This window comes from Aeromonas sp. ASNIH2 (assembly GCF_002934795.1).
Classification (GTDB): Bacteria; Pseudomonadota; Gammaproteobacteria; order Enterobacterales; family Aeromonadaceae; genus Aeromonas; species Aeromonas caviae.
In genome coordinates, this window is the sequence record NZ_CP026406.1 from 1,824,234 (window position 1) to 1,839,011 (window position 14,778).

The window sequence follows — 14,778 nt, forward strand, 5'->3', positions numbered from 1 at the left end:
CATGTAGGTTCGATTAGCGAAGCGTAATCGGACGACGTGTTTTCTCCCTTCTCCCCTTGCGGGAGAAGGGTCGGGGATGAGCGGCGGCAATATTATTGCCGTAGCAGATGAGAATAAAATAAGCGGTGCAATGCGCTTCGCTTATTGCACCCTACACTATTCCTACATTATGCCTACCAATTCCCTCACCCAGCCCTCTCCCAAAGGGAGAGGGGATGACGCGGCACTGAGGATATAACCATCAGCCACGCAGGTTTAATTTCGCGAGCGTTCGATTACGCTTCGCTAGTCGAACCCACAAGAGGATCAGGGACAACAGATTGAACACCCAATGGCGAACTGCTTAAATATGGAACTTTCCCTGATGGGACGATATTCGCTGCGGCTTCAAGATGTACATCTTGATCATCGAAGAAAATATGTGGCTTAAATGCTTTAAGCACTTTTGCTTTTCCTACTCCGCCTAGGAAAAAAGCTTCATCGACATAAATCCCCCAACTTCTCAAAGTTTTAATTACTCGCATCTCCGATGGGCTATTACGAGCGGTAACTATAGCTATGCGAAGAGGTGAATATTCTGCCTTCATAGGAAGGCGATTACGTAAAACCGCTAGCTTTCTTAGCAAATTGGCATAAGGGCCATCCGCCATAGGCACATCTTGTAATGCATCCTCTCTTGCATGAAAAGCGGCCATACCTTCAGTTTTATATACTAATTCACTCTCATCCGAGAACAGTACCGCGGGAATTCAGATAATAAGTGCGACACTCATGGATGAATGGCGAGAGGTGGCCAACTGCTGATTGGTGGTACCCTTCTGCTCGCCAAAGTAAAAGCAGTATCACCATGAGCTATCAGCAGTTGACCGAGGGGCAACGATACCAGTTATCGGTGCTTCGCGCACAGGGGATGTCCATCCTTGCCACCGCACGCGCCATTGGCGTTCATCGCTCCACCCTCTACCGGGAGCTGCGTCGTAACGCCGGGCCGCAGGGCTACCAGCCAGACAATGCGCATCAGCACGCCACCCACCGACGGGCCAGTGCGGCCAAATCTCGGCTATCTGCCGATGTCATCCAGTTTGTCGAGCTGACACTCGCCTGGTGGTGGAGCCCGGAGCAGATAAGCGCGGTGGGCAAGCAGATAGGCCTCATGGTGAGTCACGAGTGGATATACCGCCATGTGGCCGCCGACAAAGCCCGGGGTGGCCAGTTGTACCGCCATCTGCGCCAGGGCCACAAGCGCTACCGCAAGGGGGCGAGCAGCCTGCGTTCTCCCATCAAGGAAGCCCGCTCTATTGATGAACGGCCGGCTATCGTCGATAGCCGGGAGCGGCTCGGTGATTGGGAGGCGGACACGGTGCTGGGCAAGCAAGGCACAGGTGCACTGGTCACCCTGGTGGAGCGCAAGAGCCGGCTCTATCTGGTCAAGCGGGTCGCGAGCAAACAGGCTGGGGTGGTGCGGGATGCGATAATCGAGATGTTAACGCCCTACATCGAGCAGGTGCATACCATCACCTTTGACAACGGCGGCGAGTTTGCCGAACACAAGGCGATAGAGGAAGCGCTGGGTGCCGAGACTTACTTTGCGCACCCTTACTCTTCGTGGGAGCGCGGTCTGAACGAGAACAGCAATGGGCTGTTGAGGCAGTTTATCCCAAAGGGAACAGACCTGAGAGAGGTCACGGACGAGGATGTCAGGAGAGCGGAGCAGTGGCTCAACCTACGACCTCGGAAATGTCTCGGATTCAGGCAGCCTGTCAAGGTATTCGAAGAGTACTGTCAGGCGGCATAGGCGAGTGTCGCACTTCGAAGTTGAATTCGCGCCGCATCACCATCGAACGCAATCCTTACTTGGCCTTCAGGCAACTGAGCTGCCTCTTTAGGTGGAAGTTTTACAATGGCCGCAGCACATTGCCGTGAATCGATGACTTGCTGTGCATCGCTGACATTAGTTGTTAAGAATAAATCGACATCAAATGCATCCAAATAGTCAGCTACTGACTCACCAGCTGTGAATGCAGAACGAGTAATATCCAACTTCATATGCCGGATCGTATTTAACACCCTGAGACCAGTGTCAGGGCTATTTCTAGACATGACAACCACCTCAACCAGTGGGTTTTTCTCACCAATTTCAAGATGAGTATTCAGTGCAAGTAAAGCCTTGACTAAGGGAAATCCTGTCCCTGGAGTTAATGGCTCATTTTCATGAGCCAACATGTACTCTCGATAACGGTCAATAGCTGTATCACGATCAGTGTCGAAAATCTCTCGAAATATCTGATCTGATTCACTCATATCAAATAAAGCAGTTGCCGATACTCCAACAACCAAGGTCTTACTTAAGTCTAATGCCATTACTCCCCCCCAGTTTCCATCAGATATTGATTATTGTCTTATAAATTTGAAGTTAGTATCCCAACCGCTCCGCCAACCCCGAATACCGCTCGGTCTTTTTCCGCACGGCCTGTGCCAGCAGGGCGCGATCGCCGTAGAGATCGAGCCGGGCCTTGGCGCGGGTGATGCCGGTGTAGACCAGCTCGCGGGTCAGGAGCGGGCTGGGGCTGTCGGGCAGCACCAGCACGGTATGGGCAAACTCCGACCCCTGGGATTTGTGGATGGTCATGGCGTAGACCGTCTCATGGGGGGGCAACCGGCTGGGCAACAGGGCCCGCAGGGTGCCGTCCGGCTGCTCGAACCACACCTTGAGACGGCCGGTGTCATCGGGCAGGCAGAGCCCCATGTCGCCGTTGTAGAGGCCCACCCCGTGGTCGTTGCGCACCACCATCACCGGGCGGCCCGCATACCAGTCGCCGTCACGCTGGATCAGCCCTGCCTTGGCGAGGGCCAGTTCGAGCCGCTCGTTCAGCCCCGTCACCCCGAAGGGGCCGTCCCGCAGGGCGCAGAGGATCTGGAAGCCGTTGAACGCCTTGAACACCGCCGCCGGATCCTCGCCGGCCCGGGCCGCCTTGAGGTAGCTGCCATAACCGGCCACCCCCTCGGCGATCAAGGCGTTGTAGGCCTCCCCCGCCCAGGGGTGCAGGCGGATGTCGCCAAATCCTGCGCTCCAGACCGCCTCCACCGCCGCCCCGTCGCCGCTGTTGCAGGCCCGCGCCAACTGGCCGATGCCCGAATGCTGGTCAAAGCGCCAGCTCTTGGAGAGCAAACAGAGGCTGTCGCGCACGCTGGCCCCCGCGGGCGTGCCTTGCAGGCGATAGCCGGTCTGGCGGGAGAGCCAATCCGCCTGCGCCGGGCTGATGCCCTGTTCGATAAAGCTGCAGATATCCCCGAGCACGGCCCCCGCCTCCACCGAGGCGAGCTGATCCTTGTCGCCGAGCAGGATCAGGCGAGCGTGGCTCGGCAGCGCATCCAGCAGGCGCGCCATCATGGGCAGGTCCACCATGGAGGCCTCATCCACCACCAGCAGGTCGAGGTGCAGCGGGTTGCCCGCGTGGTGGCGGAACTGGCTGCGCCCCGGAATGACCCCGAGCAGCCGGTGCAGGGTGCCCGCCTCCGTGGGGATGGCCTCCACCCACTCGGGGGGCAAGTCCAGGGCCTGCAAGGCAGCGCCGATACTCTCGGTCAGACGCGCCGCCGCCTTGCCGGTGGGGGCCACCAGCCGGATAGCCGGGGCCTTGCCCCCTTGCAGGCCGGTCTCCACCAGGATGGCGAGGAGCTTGGCCACCGTGGTGGTCTTGCCGGTGCCGGGGCCGCCGGAGATGACCGCAAAGGGGCGCGCCGCCGCCGTGGCCGCCGCCAGCTTCTGGCCGTTGCAGCAGAGCGCCTCGGGTACCAGGGTATCCAGCCGCTCCAGCTCGCTGGCCGCCTGGGCGCTCTTTAGCAGGGTCTCCACGGCGGGCCACTCCACCTCATGGGGGAAGACCAGATCCAGGTACTTCTCCACAAAGTGGCGGACGGAGAAATCCGGCGCGAGGCGGGCCTTGAGCAGGGCCCCGAACACCAGGCCGTAGTCGCGGGCAAAGAGGCGTGACAGGGCCGGGGCAATCTCCGGCCATTCGGCCCGTTCACTCAAGGCGCTAAGGTGGCGGGCCACCCCCAGCTCAAAGTCGTGGTAGCGGGTGAGGTAGAGGCGATCCCCCCAGAGTCGCAGGGGCCAGCGGGGGCTCTCTCCCTCCTCCTGTTCGCTCCCCACCAGGGGGCTGGCCGCAAAGAGGGCGGGCCAGCTCGCAGGATCCGCGAGATCCGCCAGCAGATCCCGGCTCTGATCCGCATCCAGCCCGAAGGGACGCGAGGATCCCTGCCCGTCACCGCCCTGAGCGAGCATCGCCAGCGGCAGGCAGACATGGCCGCGCCCCAGCTCATGGCAGGCGAGCGCGGCCCCCAGCACCAGCTCGGGGCTGCCGCCAAGGTCGGCCACCAGCCTGGCAAATTGCAGGTCAAGCTGGCGGATGCGCCCCGCCAGCGCCAAGGCTTTCAGCCGCTCTATCATGGTTTCGCCCTTCATCTCGCCCCTCATGCCTCTGCCTTGTTCGATTTCTCTAAACGATGATCGTCAGATGTCACACCTTTACTAAACAACTCGTCCAGCCCCAGCACCAGTTCCCGGCTGGGCCGGGCATGGAAAATGCCCCCCTGGGGCATGCCGCGCAGGAAGAGATAGAAGACCCCGCCAAAATGCCGGTCGAAATCGTAGCCCGGCAGCCGCAAGGCGAGCAGCCGATGCAGGGCCAGCGAATAGAGCTGGTATTGCAGATCGTAGCGATGCTCGCGCATGGCCCGCTCCAGGGCCGGGCGGCCGTAATCGGCGGGGCTCATGCCAAGGTGGTTCGATTTGTAGTCGAGCAGATACCAGCGCCCCTGCCACTCGAACACCAGGTCGATGAAGCCCTTGAGCATCCCCTGCACGGTGGCAAAACCGAGCGGCTTGCCGTCCCGCGACAGGGGGTCGTGCTGCTGGCAGAGTGCGGTCAGCGCCGGTGCCGTCACCCGCCCCATTGGCAGGAAGAACTCCAGCTCCACCTGTTTGCGCTCGGGGGCCAGATCCCGCAGCCGCACCGGATCCCCAAGGCCGGTCTCAAGGGGGGTATCCAGCACCGCCTCCACCTGCTGTTGCAGCACGGGGGCCCAGCCTTCGTCGAACCCCTCCTGGGTCAGCAGGGCGGCGATGTGCTGTGCCAGCGACTCGCCCTTCGCGTGCTCGAAGTCGATGGTCTCGAACAGGCTGTGGAGCAGGGTGCCGGGACGCGCCCCCTTGGGGAAGGTGAAGATGGAAGGGGCAGGCGCCTCCTCTTCCTGCACGGTGACGGCGGCCTCGGTGGCCACCTCGTCGTCGAAGCCGGGGTTGGCCAGCACCCCCTTGCCGTGGCCGTTGCCCTGGGCCGCGAGCCCGGAGTAGGAGCTGATCCACCAGTCCCGCTCAAGCTGCCCCTGGAACGTGCGCACGGTGGGCTCCCCCGGCTTCTCCGCTTCGGCGGGCAGCGGGGCCGGGCGGGTGAGCGAGGGCTCACCGACGGCCACCCCCGGCAGGGCCTGGGCCAGGTCGGTGAGGGCGGTCGCCAGTGTCCCGGCGTCCCCCTCCTCCCCCTTTTGCAGCAGGTAGCCGATGGCGGTGCGGTGCAGGTCGGTCTTCTCCGACTTGCCCGCCCCGGAGCGCACCGGCGCCAGCCCGAGCCAGGTGGCATAGACCCCCCGGGTCAGGGCCACGTAGAGCAGGCGCAAGTCTTCGGCGAGGCGCTCCTTGTCGGCCTCGGCTAGGGACTCTTCGGCGCCGGTGAGATCGAGCACGGTGCGATTGCCAGCCTCCCCCGCTTCGTGGAACAGGGGGGTGTCGGCGGCGCGGTGGCTGCAAATGAACGGCAGGAAGACCAGCGGGTACTCCAGCCCCTTGGATTTGTGGATGGTGACGATCTGCACCAGCTTGCGCTCGGACTCCAGGCGAAGTATCTGCTCCCCGTCCTGGCCATTGGGCTGGCTCACCGCCTCCCCGAGCCAGCGCAGCAGGGCGTACTCCCCGTCCAGCTCGCCGCTCGCCTGTTGCAGCAGTTCGCCGAGATGGAGGAAGTTGGTCAGCCGCCGCTCCCCGTAGGGGCTCGCCAGCAGGGAGGCGGCGAGGTTGCGCCCGTGCATCAGGGCCCGCAGCATGGCCAGCACCCCGTGGCGATGCCAGACCGCGCGGTATCCCATGAACTCCTGCACCGCGCTCTCCCAGGCCCGCTCGTCCGAGGCCAGCGCGTCCAGGGCCCTGGCATCGAGATCGAACAGGCCGGTGGCGAGCGCTGCCCTAAGGCTTCGCTCATCGCTCGGGTTCTGGCAGGCGTGCAGGATCAGCAGGATCTCCCGCGCCTCCACCTGGGCCAGCACGCTCTCGCGGTTCGACAGATAGACGGAGGCGATGGCAAGGCGCGCCAGCTCCTGCTGCACCAGCTTGCCCTCGGCGCCGGTGCGCACCAGCACGGCGATATCCCCGGCCCTGACCGGCTCGCTGCCGAGCATCGCCTTGCCCTCCCGGGCCAGCGTGAGCAGGCGATGGATCTCCGCCGCCGTGGCGCGGGCCATCCTGCTCTGGTACTCCCCCTTGTTGAAGGTGGGCTGACCGGTGAGCTGCCAGCAGTGCAGCACGGGGGCGGTCTGCCCCTCGATCAGCAGTGCCCGGCTCTTGCCCTGCGCCTCCACCGGCAGGAAGGGGATGTCCGCCTCGTAGATGAAGGGATCCTTCGCCCGCTCGAACAGGCCGTTGACCGCCGCCACCAGGGCGCGGCTTGAGCGCCAGTTGCGCCCGAGGGTGTAGTGGGCGCTCACATTTCGCCGCGCCTGGATGTAGGTAAAGATGTCGGCGCCACGAAAGCCGTAGATGGCCTGCTTGGGGTCGCCGATCATCAGGAGCGCCGTGTCCTGGTGACCGCCGTAAAGGCGATGGAAGATGCGGTACTGCTGGGGGTCGGTATCCTGGAATTCATCGATCATGGCGACCCGGTAGGTGGCGCGGATGCGCTCGCACAGCCGCTCCCCCAGGCCCGAGCCGAGCGCCCCGTCGAGATCCCGCAGCAGATCGTCGAAGGAGAGCTGATGGGCCTGGCGCTTGCTCTCCTGCATTCGGCTGCGCACCACCCTGGCCGCCCGCTGCAAGACGAGATCCCGGATGCCGGGTCGGCTCGCCAGCAGGGCGTCTATCTCGCCAAAGAGCGGCAGGGTGGGCACCGTTCCCCCCTTCTTGAGGTTCTCCTCCAGCGCCTGCTGGCCGAAGCGCTCCAGCTCCTTGGGGAGGACGTAGCCGCTGGTCTCGTCCTGCGCCCAGTCGCCAATCTTGGCAAGCCAGCCCTCGTAGTTCTTGCCGGTGTAACGGCTGATCTGCCCCTCGGTCTGGCGGCGGATCTCGTCCGTCTGCGCCAGCCACCCGGCTTTCACTGCCCCGATGCGGGCCATGGCGACGCTGTGCCGCGCCGCCAGGGTCTCGTCCCCCGCCACCGGGCGGATCTCCAGCTCGTCGTTGTCGAGCCAGCTCCCCATCTCCCGCAGCAGGGCGGCGGGGCTCGGCCAGAGCCTTCGCACCGCCCGGGCCAGGGGCTGATCCACCGGATAGAACTCGGCGCGCCAGTAGTCACTCACCGCCTGCAGCCGGAGCCTGCTGTCGTCGGTCAAAAATTCGGTTTCAAAGAGGGCGCCCGACTCGAAGGCGTTCTGCCTGAGCATCCGCTGGCAGAAGCCGTGGATGGTGAAGACCGCCGCCTCGTCCATCTGCCGCTCGGCGGCCAGCAGGCGACGGGCCGCCAGGTCGTGATCCTCCACCTCCGCCAGCAGTTGGGCCAGCAGGGTATCCGTGCTGTGGCCGCGCATAAAGGCGAGGCGCGCCTCGTGGATGCGGGCGCGGATCCGCCCCCTCAGTTCGGCGGTGGCCGCCTCGGTAAAGGTCACCACCAGGATCTCGGTCACCGACAGGGGCCGCTCGTGGGCACAGGGCTGACCGGCGTCTCCCCCCTCCTCGCCTGCTTGTTCGATAACCGGGCCGTGGCCCAGCAAGAGGCGCAGATAGAGGCCCGCGATGGTATAGGTCTTGCCGGTCCCGGCGGAGGCCTCGATCAGCCGCTCGCCATAGAGGGGAAAACGCAGGGGATTGAGCGGGTTAGCCATTATTGCAACTCCTCCAGCGCCTGATGGAGCGGGGTCAGGTGTTCACGGGCCAGCCCCTGCAACTGGGCCAGCACCTCGTCATCAAGTTCCGGGAAGCAGCGGGCGACATAGACGTCCTGCCCCTCTCCCGTCACCATGTAGCCGCCGTTGAAGCGGGCAAGTGCCGCCTTGTCGGCCTCCTCCGGCTTTGCCGGATCCTTCTCGATCCCCTTGAGCCACTCCCAGGCGGTGCTCGGGAAGAAGGGCAGCGGCCGCTTCATCCCCTGGGTCCAGAGGGCCACCAGGGCCGCCAACCTGGGCCGCGCCTCGTCCGCCGCAAGCCTTGGCAGCCGCAGACTCTGTTTGGCATCGAACAACAGGGTGTCGCCGGGGGCGCTGCTCAATGAGAGGCAAAGGTGCTGGATCCAGGCCAGCAGCAGATCCTTGCCGTTGAAGCTGCCGGGTTTGACCACCAGTGCTCGTCCCTTCTGGGTGTCTATCCAGCCCTGAAGCTGCCCCTGGGCCAGGGCGATGTCGATCTCCACCGCCTGTTTGTCCCCCGTCCAGGGGCGCAGCCGCGCCGCCAGTTTGCCCATCTCGCCGTCGATCTCCTCCAGCAGCAGGCTGCCGAACCACCCTTGCGGCAGCAGGCCGGAGAGTTGCAGCCGATGGCGACGGGCCTCGCTCTCCCCTTCGGTCAGATGGGCATCCAGCAGCAGCGCCTTGAGCTGATAGTGCTGCAGGCCGTCCAGCTCGAAGGGCTCGCTGTCTTCGATGGTCGCCTCCTCCAGCTCGAACCACACCTTGAGGCGGCGGTTGAGGAAGTACCTGGCTGGCTGGCGATAGAAACGCAGCAGCTCCGCCAGCTCCAGCCCCTGCTCCCTGCCCCACTCCGCGGGCAGGGGCAGATCGCCGCTCTGGAAGTTGGCGGCCCCCCGCTCCGGGCTCAGTGCCGGCAGCCAGTCGGCGGCATAGGTGAAGAGACCGGAGCCGGGTTCGGGGTAAAAGTAGGCCGGGCTGTAGGGGGTGAGGGGGTGCGCCACGATCAGGTGTTCGAGCAGCCGCCGGCCCGAGGTGTCGTCGTCGAGATCTTCATCCCCCGCCAACACGAAGCCCTGGCGCACGTAGTCGATGAGCTCCGCCAGCAGCACGGAGGGTACCTTCTCGCTGTTGTCCTGGGCGCTGAACCCCTGATAGCTGATGTAGAGCCCCTGCTGGGCACTGAGGAGTGCCTCGAGGAAGAGGTAGCGGTCGTCATCCCGGCGGGATCGGTCCCCGCGCCGCGAGGCCACCGCCATCAGATCGAAGCCCATGGGGGGCAGGGTGCGCGGGTAGACGCCGTCGTTCATGCCGAGCAGGCAGACCTGGCGGAAGGGAATGGAGCGCATCGGCATCAGGGTGCAGAAGTTGACCTGACCGGCGAGGAAGCGCTGGCTGGAGCGGGACTCCCCCAGCACGCTGCCGAGGTAATCCTGCAAGAGGTCGGCACTGATGGCCTGCTCGAAGCGGGCCTCGCCGAGCTGGGCCTGCCAGTCGGTGAGCTGGCTGCGAATGAGCTGGAGCTGGCGCTCTTCATCCTCGTCGGCGAGATAGAAGCGCTCCAGCAGCGCCAGCAGGCAGGCGTGCCATTCGGCCAGCGGCTGCGCCTGTTGCAGCCTGGGCAGAAACTCCGCCAGGGAGTCGACGAACCAGGCGAGCTTGCCGAGGATCAGCCCCTGCTGACCCTCGATGTCCGCATAGGGCAGGATCCCCGCCACCGGCTCCCCGTCCCCCATGGCAAAACCCAGCAGCATGCGCCGCAGGCCGAACAGCCAGCTGTTGCCGGACAGACGCGGCAGCGCGAAGCGCTCGGGATAGTCGTCATCCAGCCCCCAGCGGATGCCGGTCTCCTGCACCCAGCGCCGCAGCACGTTGAACTCGTCGTCGTCCAGCTCGAAGCGGCGCAGCACGGCGGGCACCTCCAGGATGGCGAGCAGCTCCCCCGCTCCGAAGCGGGCGTTCGGCAGCCTGAGCAGGGCGAGGAAACTTTGCAGCAGCGGGCTCTCCTGGCTCGCCGCCCGATCGGAGATCGCAAAGGGGATCTGGCCGCGGGCCCCGCCCCGCCCCTTGCCGCCCTCCTTGCCAAAAACGGCCTGGATGTAGGGACCGTAGCTGTTGACGTCCGGCATCATCACCACCACGTCTTTGGGGGTGAGGGTGGGATCCTGCTCGAACAGGGCCAGCAGCCGGTCGTGCAGCACCTCGAGCTCCCGCATGGGGCCGTGGCAGGCGTGGATCTGCAAAGTGCCGTCATCCAGGCTGACAGGGCTCTTGTGGTGGCTGGCATCGAGGTTGAACTCGCCGGCCCCCCGTTCCGCCAGCTCCAGCACGTCTTTCTGGATGGCCCGCAGCAAGGTGACCTTGCCCTCATCGTCGCGATCCTCGATGTCGACGAAGGCCTCGATCTGCGGTACCTCCAACTCCATCAGCTGGTGCAGGTAGTCGCGCCCCAGCTTGCCCATGGAGGCGAGCAACGGATTGGCGGGGCCCTGCAGGGTCTCGAGATCCGTACCGGGCTTGAGCTTGTTTTCGAGGCGCGCCAGTGTCTTGCGATCGAGCAAGTCCCCCCAGTAGTAGCGGCAGGGGTTGGTCACAAACAGGTGCACCTCCACCTCGGGGCGGCTGCCGAGGGCCAGCAGGGCCTCCACGTAGCGGGGCGGCAGGGCCGAGATGCCGAACACGAAGACCCGTTGCGGCAGCCTGCCCGGCAGATCCCGGGTGCGCTCCAGCTCGTGGATGAAGGCCTCGTAGAGGTTGGCGCGGTGGTAGCCGCTGGGGCTGAGGGCCAGGGTGCGGGCCACCAGCTCGCGCCAGAGCTCGGGCTGCCAATCCTGACCGCTCACCCCGGCCAGCTCCTGGCTCAATCCTTCCCCCTCTTCCCAGCGGGCGATCCAGTCCGGCCGGTAGACCAGATACTGGTCGAACAGATCCGCCACCTTCTGGCAGAGCTGCCAGAGCCGCACCTGCTCCGGCGCCGCCCCGTCACTGCCCCCCAGATAGGCCGCGAGGGGCGCAAAGGCGGGTCTGCCGAGCAGGGTGGGCAGAATGGTCATCAGGTGCCAGCTCATGGCCCCCTTGTTGTAGGGGCTCTGGCGCGGCACGTCCGCCAGCACCCGGGTGAACATCTCCCAGATGAAACTCGCGGGCAGGGGAAAGTCGATGTTGGCGGCGATGCCGAACGCCTTGGCCAGCTCCAGCTTGAGCCACTGGGCCATGCCGGGACTCTGCACCAGGATCTGCTCCCGATCGAAGGGGTGGGAGAGCGGAGCCTGCCGGATGCGGCTCACCAGCAGCTCCTTGAGCAGATCCAGCTGATTGGAGTGGTAGAGGGTAAACATGGACGACTCCCGCCAATTTCATGAAGAGGGGGTGCGCGGGGGGACACTCTCTGGCATTCCCGTCACGGCACGCGAATCGGGATTGTCGGGGATCGGGGGATAAGATGCAAAAGGCACTTGTGGCGTCCGGACTGCGCGCCGTCACACAGATGGCATCCCCGGGAAGCGGGCACAAAAAAGCCGGTGCAAGGCACCGGCCAAAAGGCGTTGGAAAACTTGAAACGTCAGGGTATTACCAGTGCTTGCCGAGGCGGGCATCCAGGCTGAAAGCCCCTGCACCGGCCGCCGCCAGGGCCAGGAAACCACCGGCCACGGAGACGTTCTTCATGAACATCAGCATCTGCATCTGCATCTGCTCGGCAGGCTGATAGTGGAAGATGAAGGCGGCCATCAGGGTGAAACCGGCCAGCAGCACGGAGAGGCTGCGGGTAAACAGGCCCAGCATGATGGCAAGACCGCCACCCAGCTCCAGCAGGATCACCAGGGGCAGCATGAACCCGGGCACGCCCATGGCTTCCATGTAACCCTGGGTACCGGCGTAACCGCCGATCTTGCCCCAGCCAGCCATCACGAACATCAGCGCCAGCAGTACACGACCCACCAGCAGTGCCACATCTTTCATCTTGTCCATCGTCATATTCCTTTGCTTACCATCATGGTATTTACAGTGTAAAAGCTAATTGTTAACTCATTCATTTCGCCAAGATTTTTCTATCAAGGCAGGTCAAACAGCAGGGCTTCACTCCCCCTGGAGGCGGTGAGCACCCAGCTCGACTCGTCGCGGCTGAGCAGCCCGTCGCCGGGTCGGGCAGCCAGACCGTTGCCGGTCAGCTCCCCTGAAATCATGTGCAGGTAACCATGACGCCCTTGCAGTGCCCACTCGAGGGTCTCCCCTTCTGCGAGCTGCAGACGCCACACTCTGGCCTGCTGGCGGATCCTGAAGGATCCCGCCTCGCCGTCCGGTGACGCCACCAGCGTCATCCCGGGCTTGTTTTCAATCTTCTTCTGCTGATAACCCGGGGTCGTGCCGTGTTCATTCGGCTCGATCCAGATTTGCAGCAGGGAGAGCGGCTCGGTCTGCGAGGGGTTGTACTCGCTGTGCCGGATGCCGGACCCTGCGCTCATCAGCTGGAAATCCCCCGCCGGGATCTGCTCGGCGTGGCCGAGGCTGTCCTTGTGCTCTATGGTGCCTTGCAGCACGCAGGTGAGGATCTCCATGTTGGCGTGAGGGTGGGTCGCGAAACCGCCACCCGGCGCCACCCGATCCTGATTGATGACCCGCAGAGCAGAGTGTCCCATCCATTCCGGGTCATAGTAGTGACCGAAGGAGAAGCTGTGACGGGCATCCAGCCAGCCAAAGTTGGCCTTGCCCCGTGCTTCTGCGGCTCTCAATTTCATCATGGTGTGCTCCTCACTGACCAAGTTGGTTCATTAACGCTGGCGACCGTCACCCAGACCGAAGGGGATGCGGTAGCTGCTGCTTTCGTTGCCCAGGCTCACCGTCAGCTTGCCCTGGGTGCGGCTCGGGATGGCGACCTGCTGGGTGCCCATCAGGTTGGCGTGGACGGAAGCCAGCAGATCACCGGACTCGTCGCGCACCTCCAGCATGGGGTTGGCCTTGCCGTCCATCGCGGCGGTGGCGCTCCAGTTGACGAACAGCACGCCCGGGGCGGCATTGAAGTCAGCGGGAACGGAAGCCTGGGCGGCACCTGCGGTCATCAGGCCTGCAACGGCCAGCATCTTGATTACGTTTTTCATGTTCATTCACTCTCTTGGGTTTTATGTCATTGCCAAGGCCCCTTGGGCCCGAATCAATGCATCCATGCAAGAGATCATTCAAATACTATGTTGTTCTTTTGCTGACATCAGACATCGTGTTTGGGGATGTCTCAGCCCGGAACTACCTTTTATTTGGCTGCCAGGCGTTCCTGCCTAAGCGTTGATTGAATATTAAAGTGACTTCCCCTAAGTTGTTAGCGAGATAATCTGGTAAACACATTCAAAAAAATTGAAGGTTGGATATGGCCAAGGAATCGAACAAGGAGCGGGCGCTGACCCTGGAGGCGATCCGGGTGCTGGACGCCATCGACCGTCGTGGCAGCTTCGCGGCGGCGGCCGACGAGCTGGGCAAGGTGCCTTCGGCGCTGAGCTACACGGTACAAAAGCTGGAAGACGAGCTGGACGCCATGCTGTTCGACCGCAGCGGCCACAGGACCAAGTTCACCCCGGCGGGCCGCATGCTGCTGGAGCGGGGCCGGGTGCTGCTGGAGGCGGCCGAGCACCTGGTGGGGGAGACCCGGGCCCTCTCCCGTGGCTGGGAGACCGACATCACCATCGCCGTCGATGCCTTGATGCCGGTACAGGCTCTCTACCCCCTGGTGGATCGGCTGGCCGAACAGACCGATACCCGGCTGAGGTTTCGCGCCGAGGTGCTGGCGGGCAGTTGGGAGTGCCTGGAAGATGGCCGCGCCGACCTGCTCATCTCCTCCCTCAATGCCGATATCGCCATGACCGGCATCAAGCACCAGGTGCTCAGGGAGGAGGTGATGCTCTACGTCGCCCACCCCGATCACCCCCTGCATCAGGAACCCGAGCCCCTGGCGGACGAGACCCTGCGCCGCTATCGCGCCATCGCGGTGGCCGACACGGCACTGCGCAAGCCGGTGCTCACCTACCGCCTGCTCGACAAGCAGCCGCGCCTGACCGTCAGCACCATGGGGGAGAAGCGGGACGCCCTGCTGGCGGGGCTCGGCATCGGCACCATGCCGCAACGCTGGATTGAAGAGGACATCAAGGCGGGCAGGCTCAAGGTGATCAGTCCCGAATATCGCCACCAGATCCAGGTCGTGCTGGCCTGGCGGAGAGACACCATGGGCAAGGCCAAGAGCTGGCTGGTGCGGGAGATCCCCAAGCTGTTTGCCGGTCAGGGGGAATAAAGGACTGCCTTCCGGGGTCGGTGGCGCAGGAAGTACCAAAACTGCGCCCCATTCTTGACGACGGGCTCAGATTCGGAGAAAAGAAAAAAAGCGGACCTCTTGCGAGTTCCGCTCAATGCCAGGAAAGAATAAAACCTTGCGGTTAAAAAAACCCTTAAATTGGAAGCAAACAATCGTTTTCTCAACCAGGAAGGTATTGAATCCGATTCGTGTTGAATTATGTGCGATGTAATATGCATCACCAGCAAAATGTTGAAAGGTTGAAGGATATGCACCACCGAGTGTCACTTTCTGCCACCTTGCACCACAACTGGTCAGGCCATTTCCGCCATTATCACCGGGTTACCCTCCTCTGGTTTTTCTAGGTGTCAAAATTTGAGCCCGATACAGACAAA

10 protein-coding genes are annotated in these 14,778 nt (G+C 63.5%); 2 read left to right on the forward strand and 8 right to left on the reverse strand.

Annotation, left to right across the window (positions count from 1 at the left end):
• Positions 1-275 precede the first annotated feature (275 nt).
• Positions 276-749, reverse strand: coding sequence for a 5'-nucleotidase (locus C3F36_RS08505; protein WP_199769711.1), 474 nt, complete (start codon positions 747-749; stop codon positions 276-278).
• 98 nt (positions 750-847) lie between these two features.
• On the opposite strand from C3F36_RS08505, the gene C3F36_RS08510 reads away from it, so the two are divergent.
• Entirely contained in the window at positions 848-1,795 is a 948-nt protein-coding gene (locus C3F36_RS08510; RefSeq protein ID WP_104454191.1) for an IS30-like element ISAs2 family transposase, read from the forward strand.
• Here the strand turns inward: C3F36_RS08510 and C3F36_RS08515 are convergent.
• The 7 genes from C3F36_RS08515 to C3F36_RS08545 form a co-directional block, all read right to left on the reverse strand.
• Complete coding sequence (locus tag C3F36_RS08515) at positions 1,783-2,361, reverse strand: 5'-nucleotidase (protein ID WP_104454896.1); 579 nt, start codon at positions 2,359-2,361, stop codon at positions 1,783-1,785. The two genes, C3F36_RS08510 and C3F36_RS08515, sit on opposite strands and share 13 nt — an antisense overlap.
• A gap of 52 nt (positions 2,362-2,413) precedes the next feature.
• Complete coding sequence (gene recD, locus C3F36_RS08520; RefSeq protein WP_104454897.1) at positions 2,414-4,468, reverse strand: exodeoxyribonuclease V subunit alpha; 2,055 nt, start codon at positions 4,466-4,468, stop codon at positions 2,414-2,416.
• An 8-nt stretch (positions 4,469-4,476) separates the two neighbouring features.
• Positions 4,477-8,091 (reverse strand): exodeoxyribonuclease V subunit beta, encoded by a 3,615-nt coding sequence (recB, locus tag C3F36_RS08525; RefSeq protein ID WP_104454898.1) that lies wholly within the window; start codon positions 8,089-8,091, stop codon positions 4,477-4,479.
• Complete coding sequence (gene recC / locus C3F36_RS08530; protein ID WP_104454899.1) at positions 8,091-11,447, reverse strand: exodeoxyribonuclease V subunit gamma; 3,357 nt, start codon at positions 11,445-11,447, stop codon at positions 8,091-8,093. The genes recB and recC overlap by 1 nt, the downstream gene beginning before the upstream one ends.
• 232 nt (positions 11,448-11,679) lie before the next feature.
• Positions 11,680-12,078: a DoxX family protein gene (locus C3F36_RS08535; RefSeq protein WP_104454900.1), complete on the reverse strand. Its 399-nt coding sequence runs from the start codon at positions 12,076-12,078 to the stop codon at positions 11,680-11,682.
• Positions 12,079-12,161: 83 nt separating this feature from the next.
• Positions 12,162-12,848: a pirin family protein gene (locus C3F36_RS08540; protein ID WP_010675910.1), complete on the reverse strand. Its 687-nt coding sequence runs from the start codon at positions 12,846-12,848 to the stop codon at positions 12,162-12,164.
• 30 nt (positions 12,849-12,878) lie between these two features.
• A complete protein-coding gene (locus C3F36_RS08545) occupies positions 12,879-13,211 on the reverse strand; it encodes a hypothetical protein (RefSeq protein ID WP_041211883.1) in 333 nt (110 codons plus the stop codon).
• 257 nt (positions 13,212-13,468) lie between these two features.
• On the opposite strand from C3F36_RS08545, the gene C3F36_RS08550 reads away from it, so the two are divergent.
• Positions 13,469-14,383, forward strand: coding sequence for a LysR family transcriptional regulator (locus C3F36_RS08550; protein ID WP_010675912.1), 915 nt, complete (start codon positions 13,469-13,471; stop codon positions 14,381-14,383).
• The last annotated feature ends 395 nt before the right edge of the window (positions 14,384-14,778 follow it).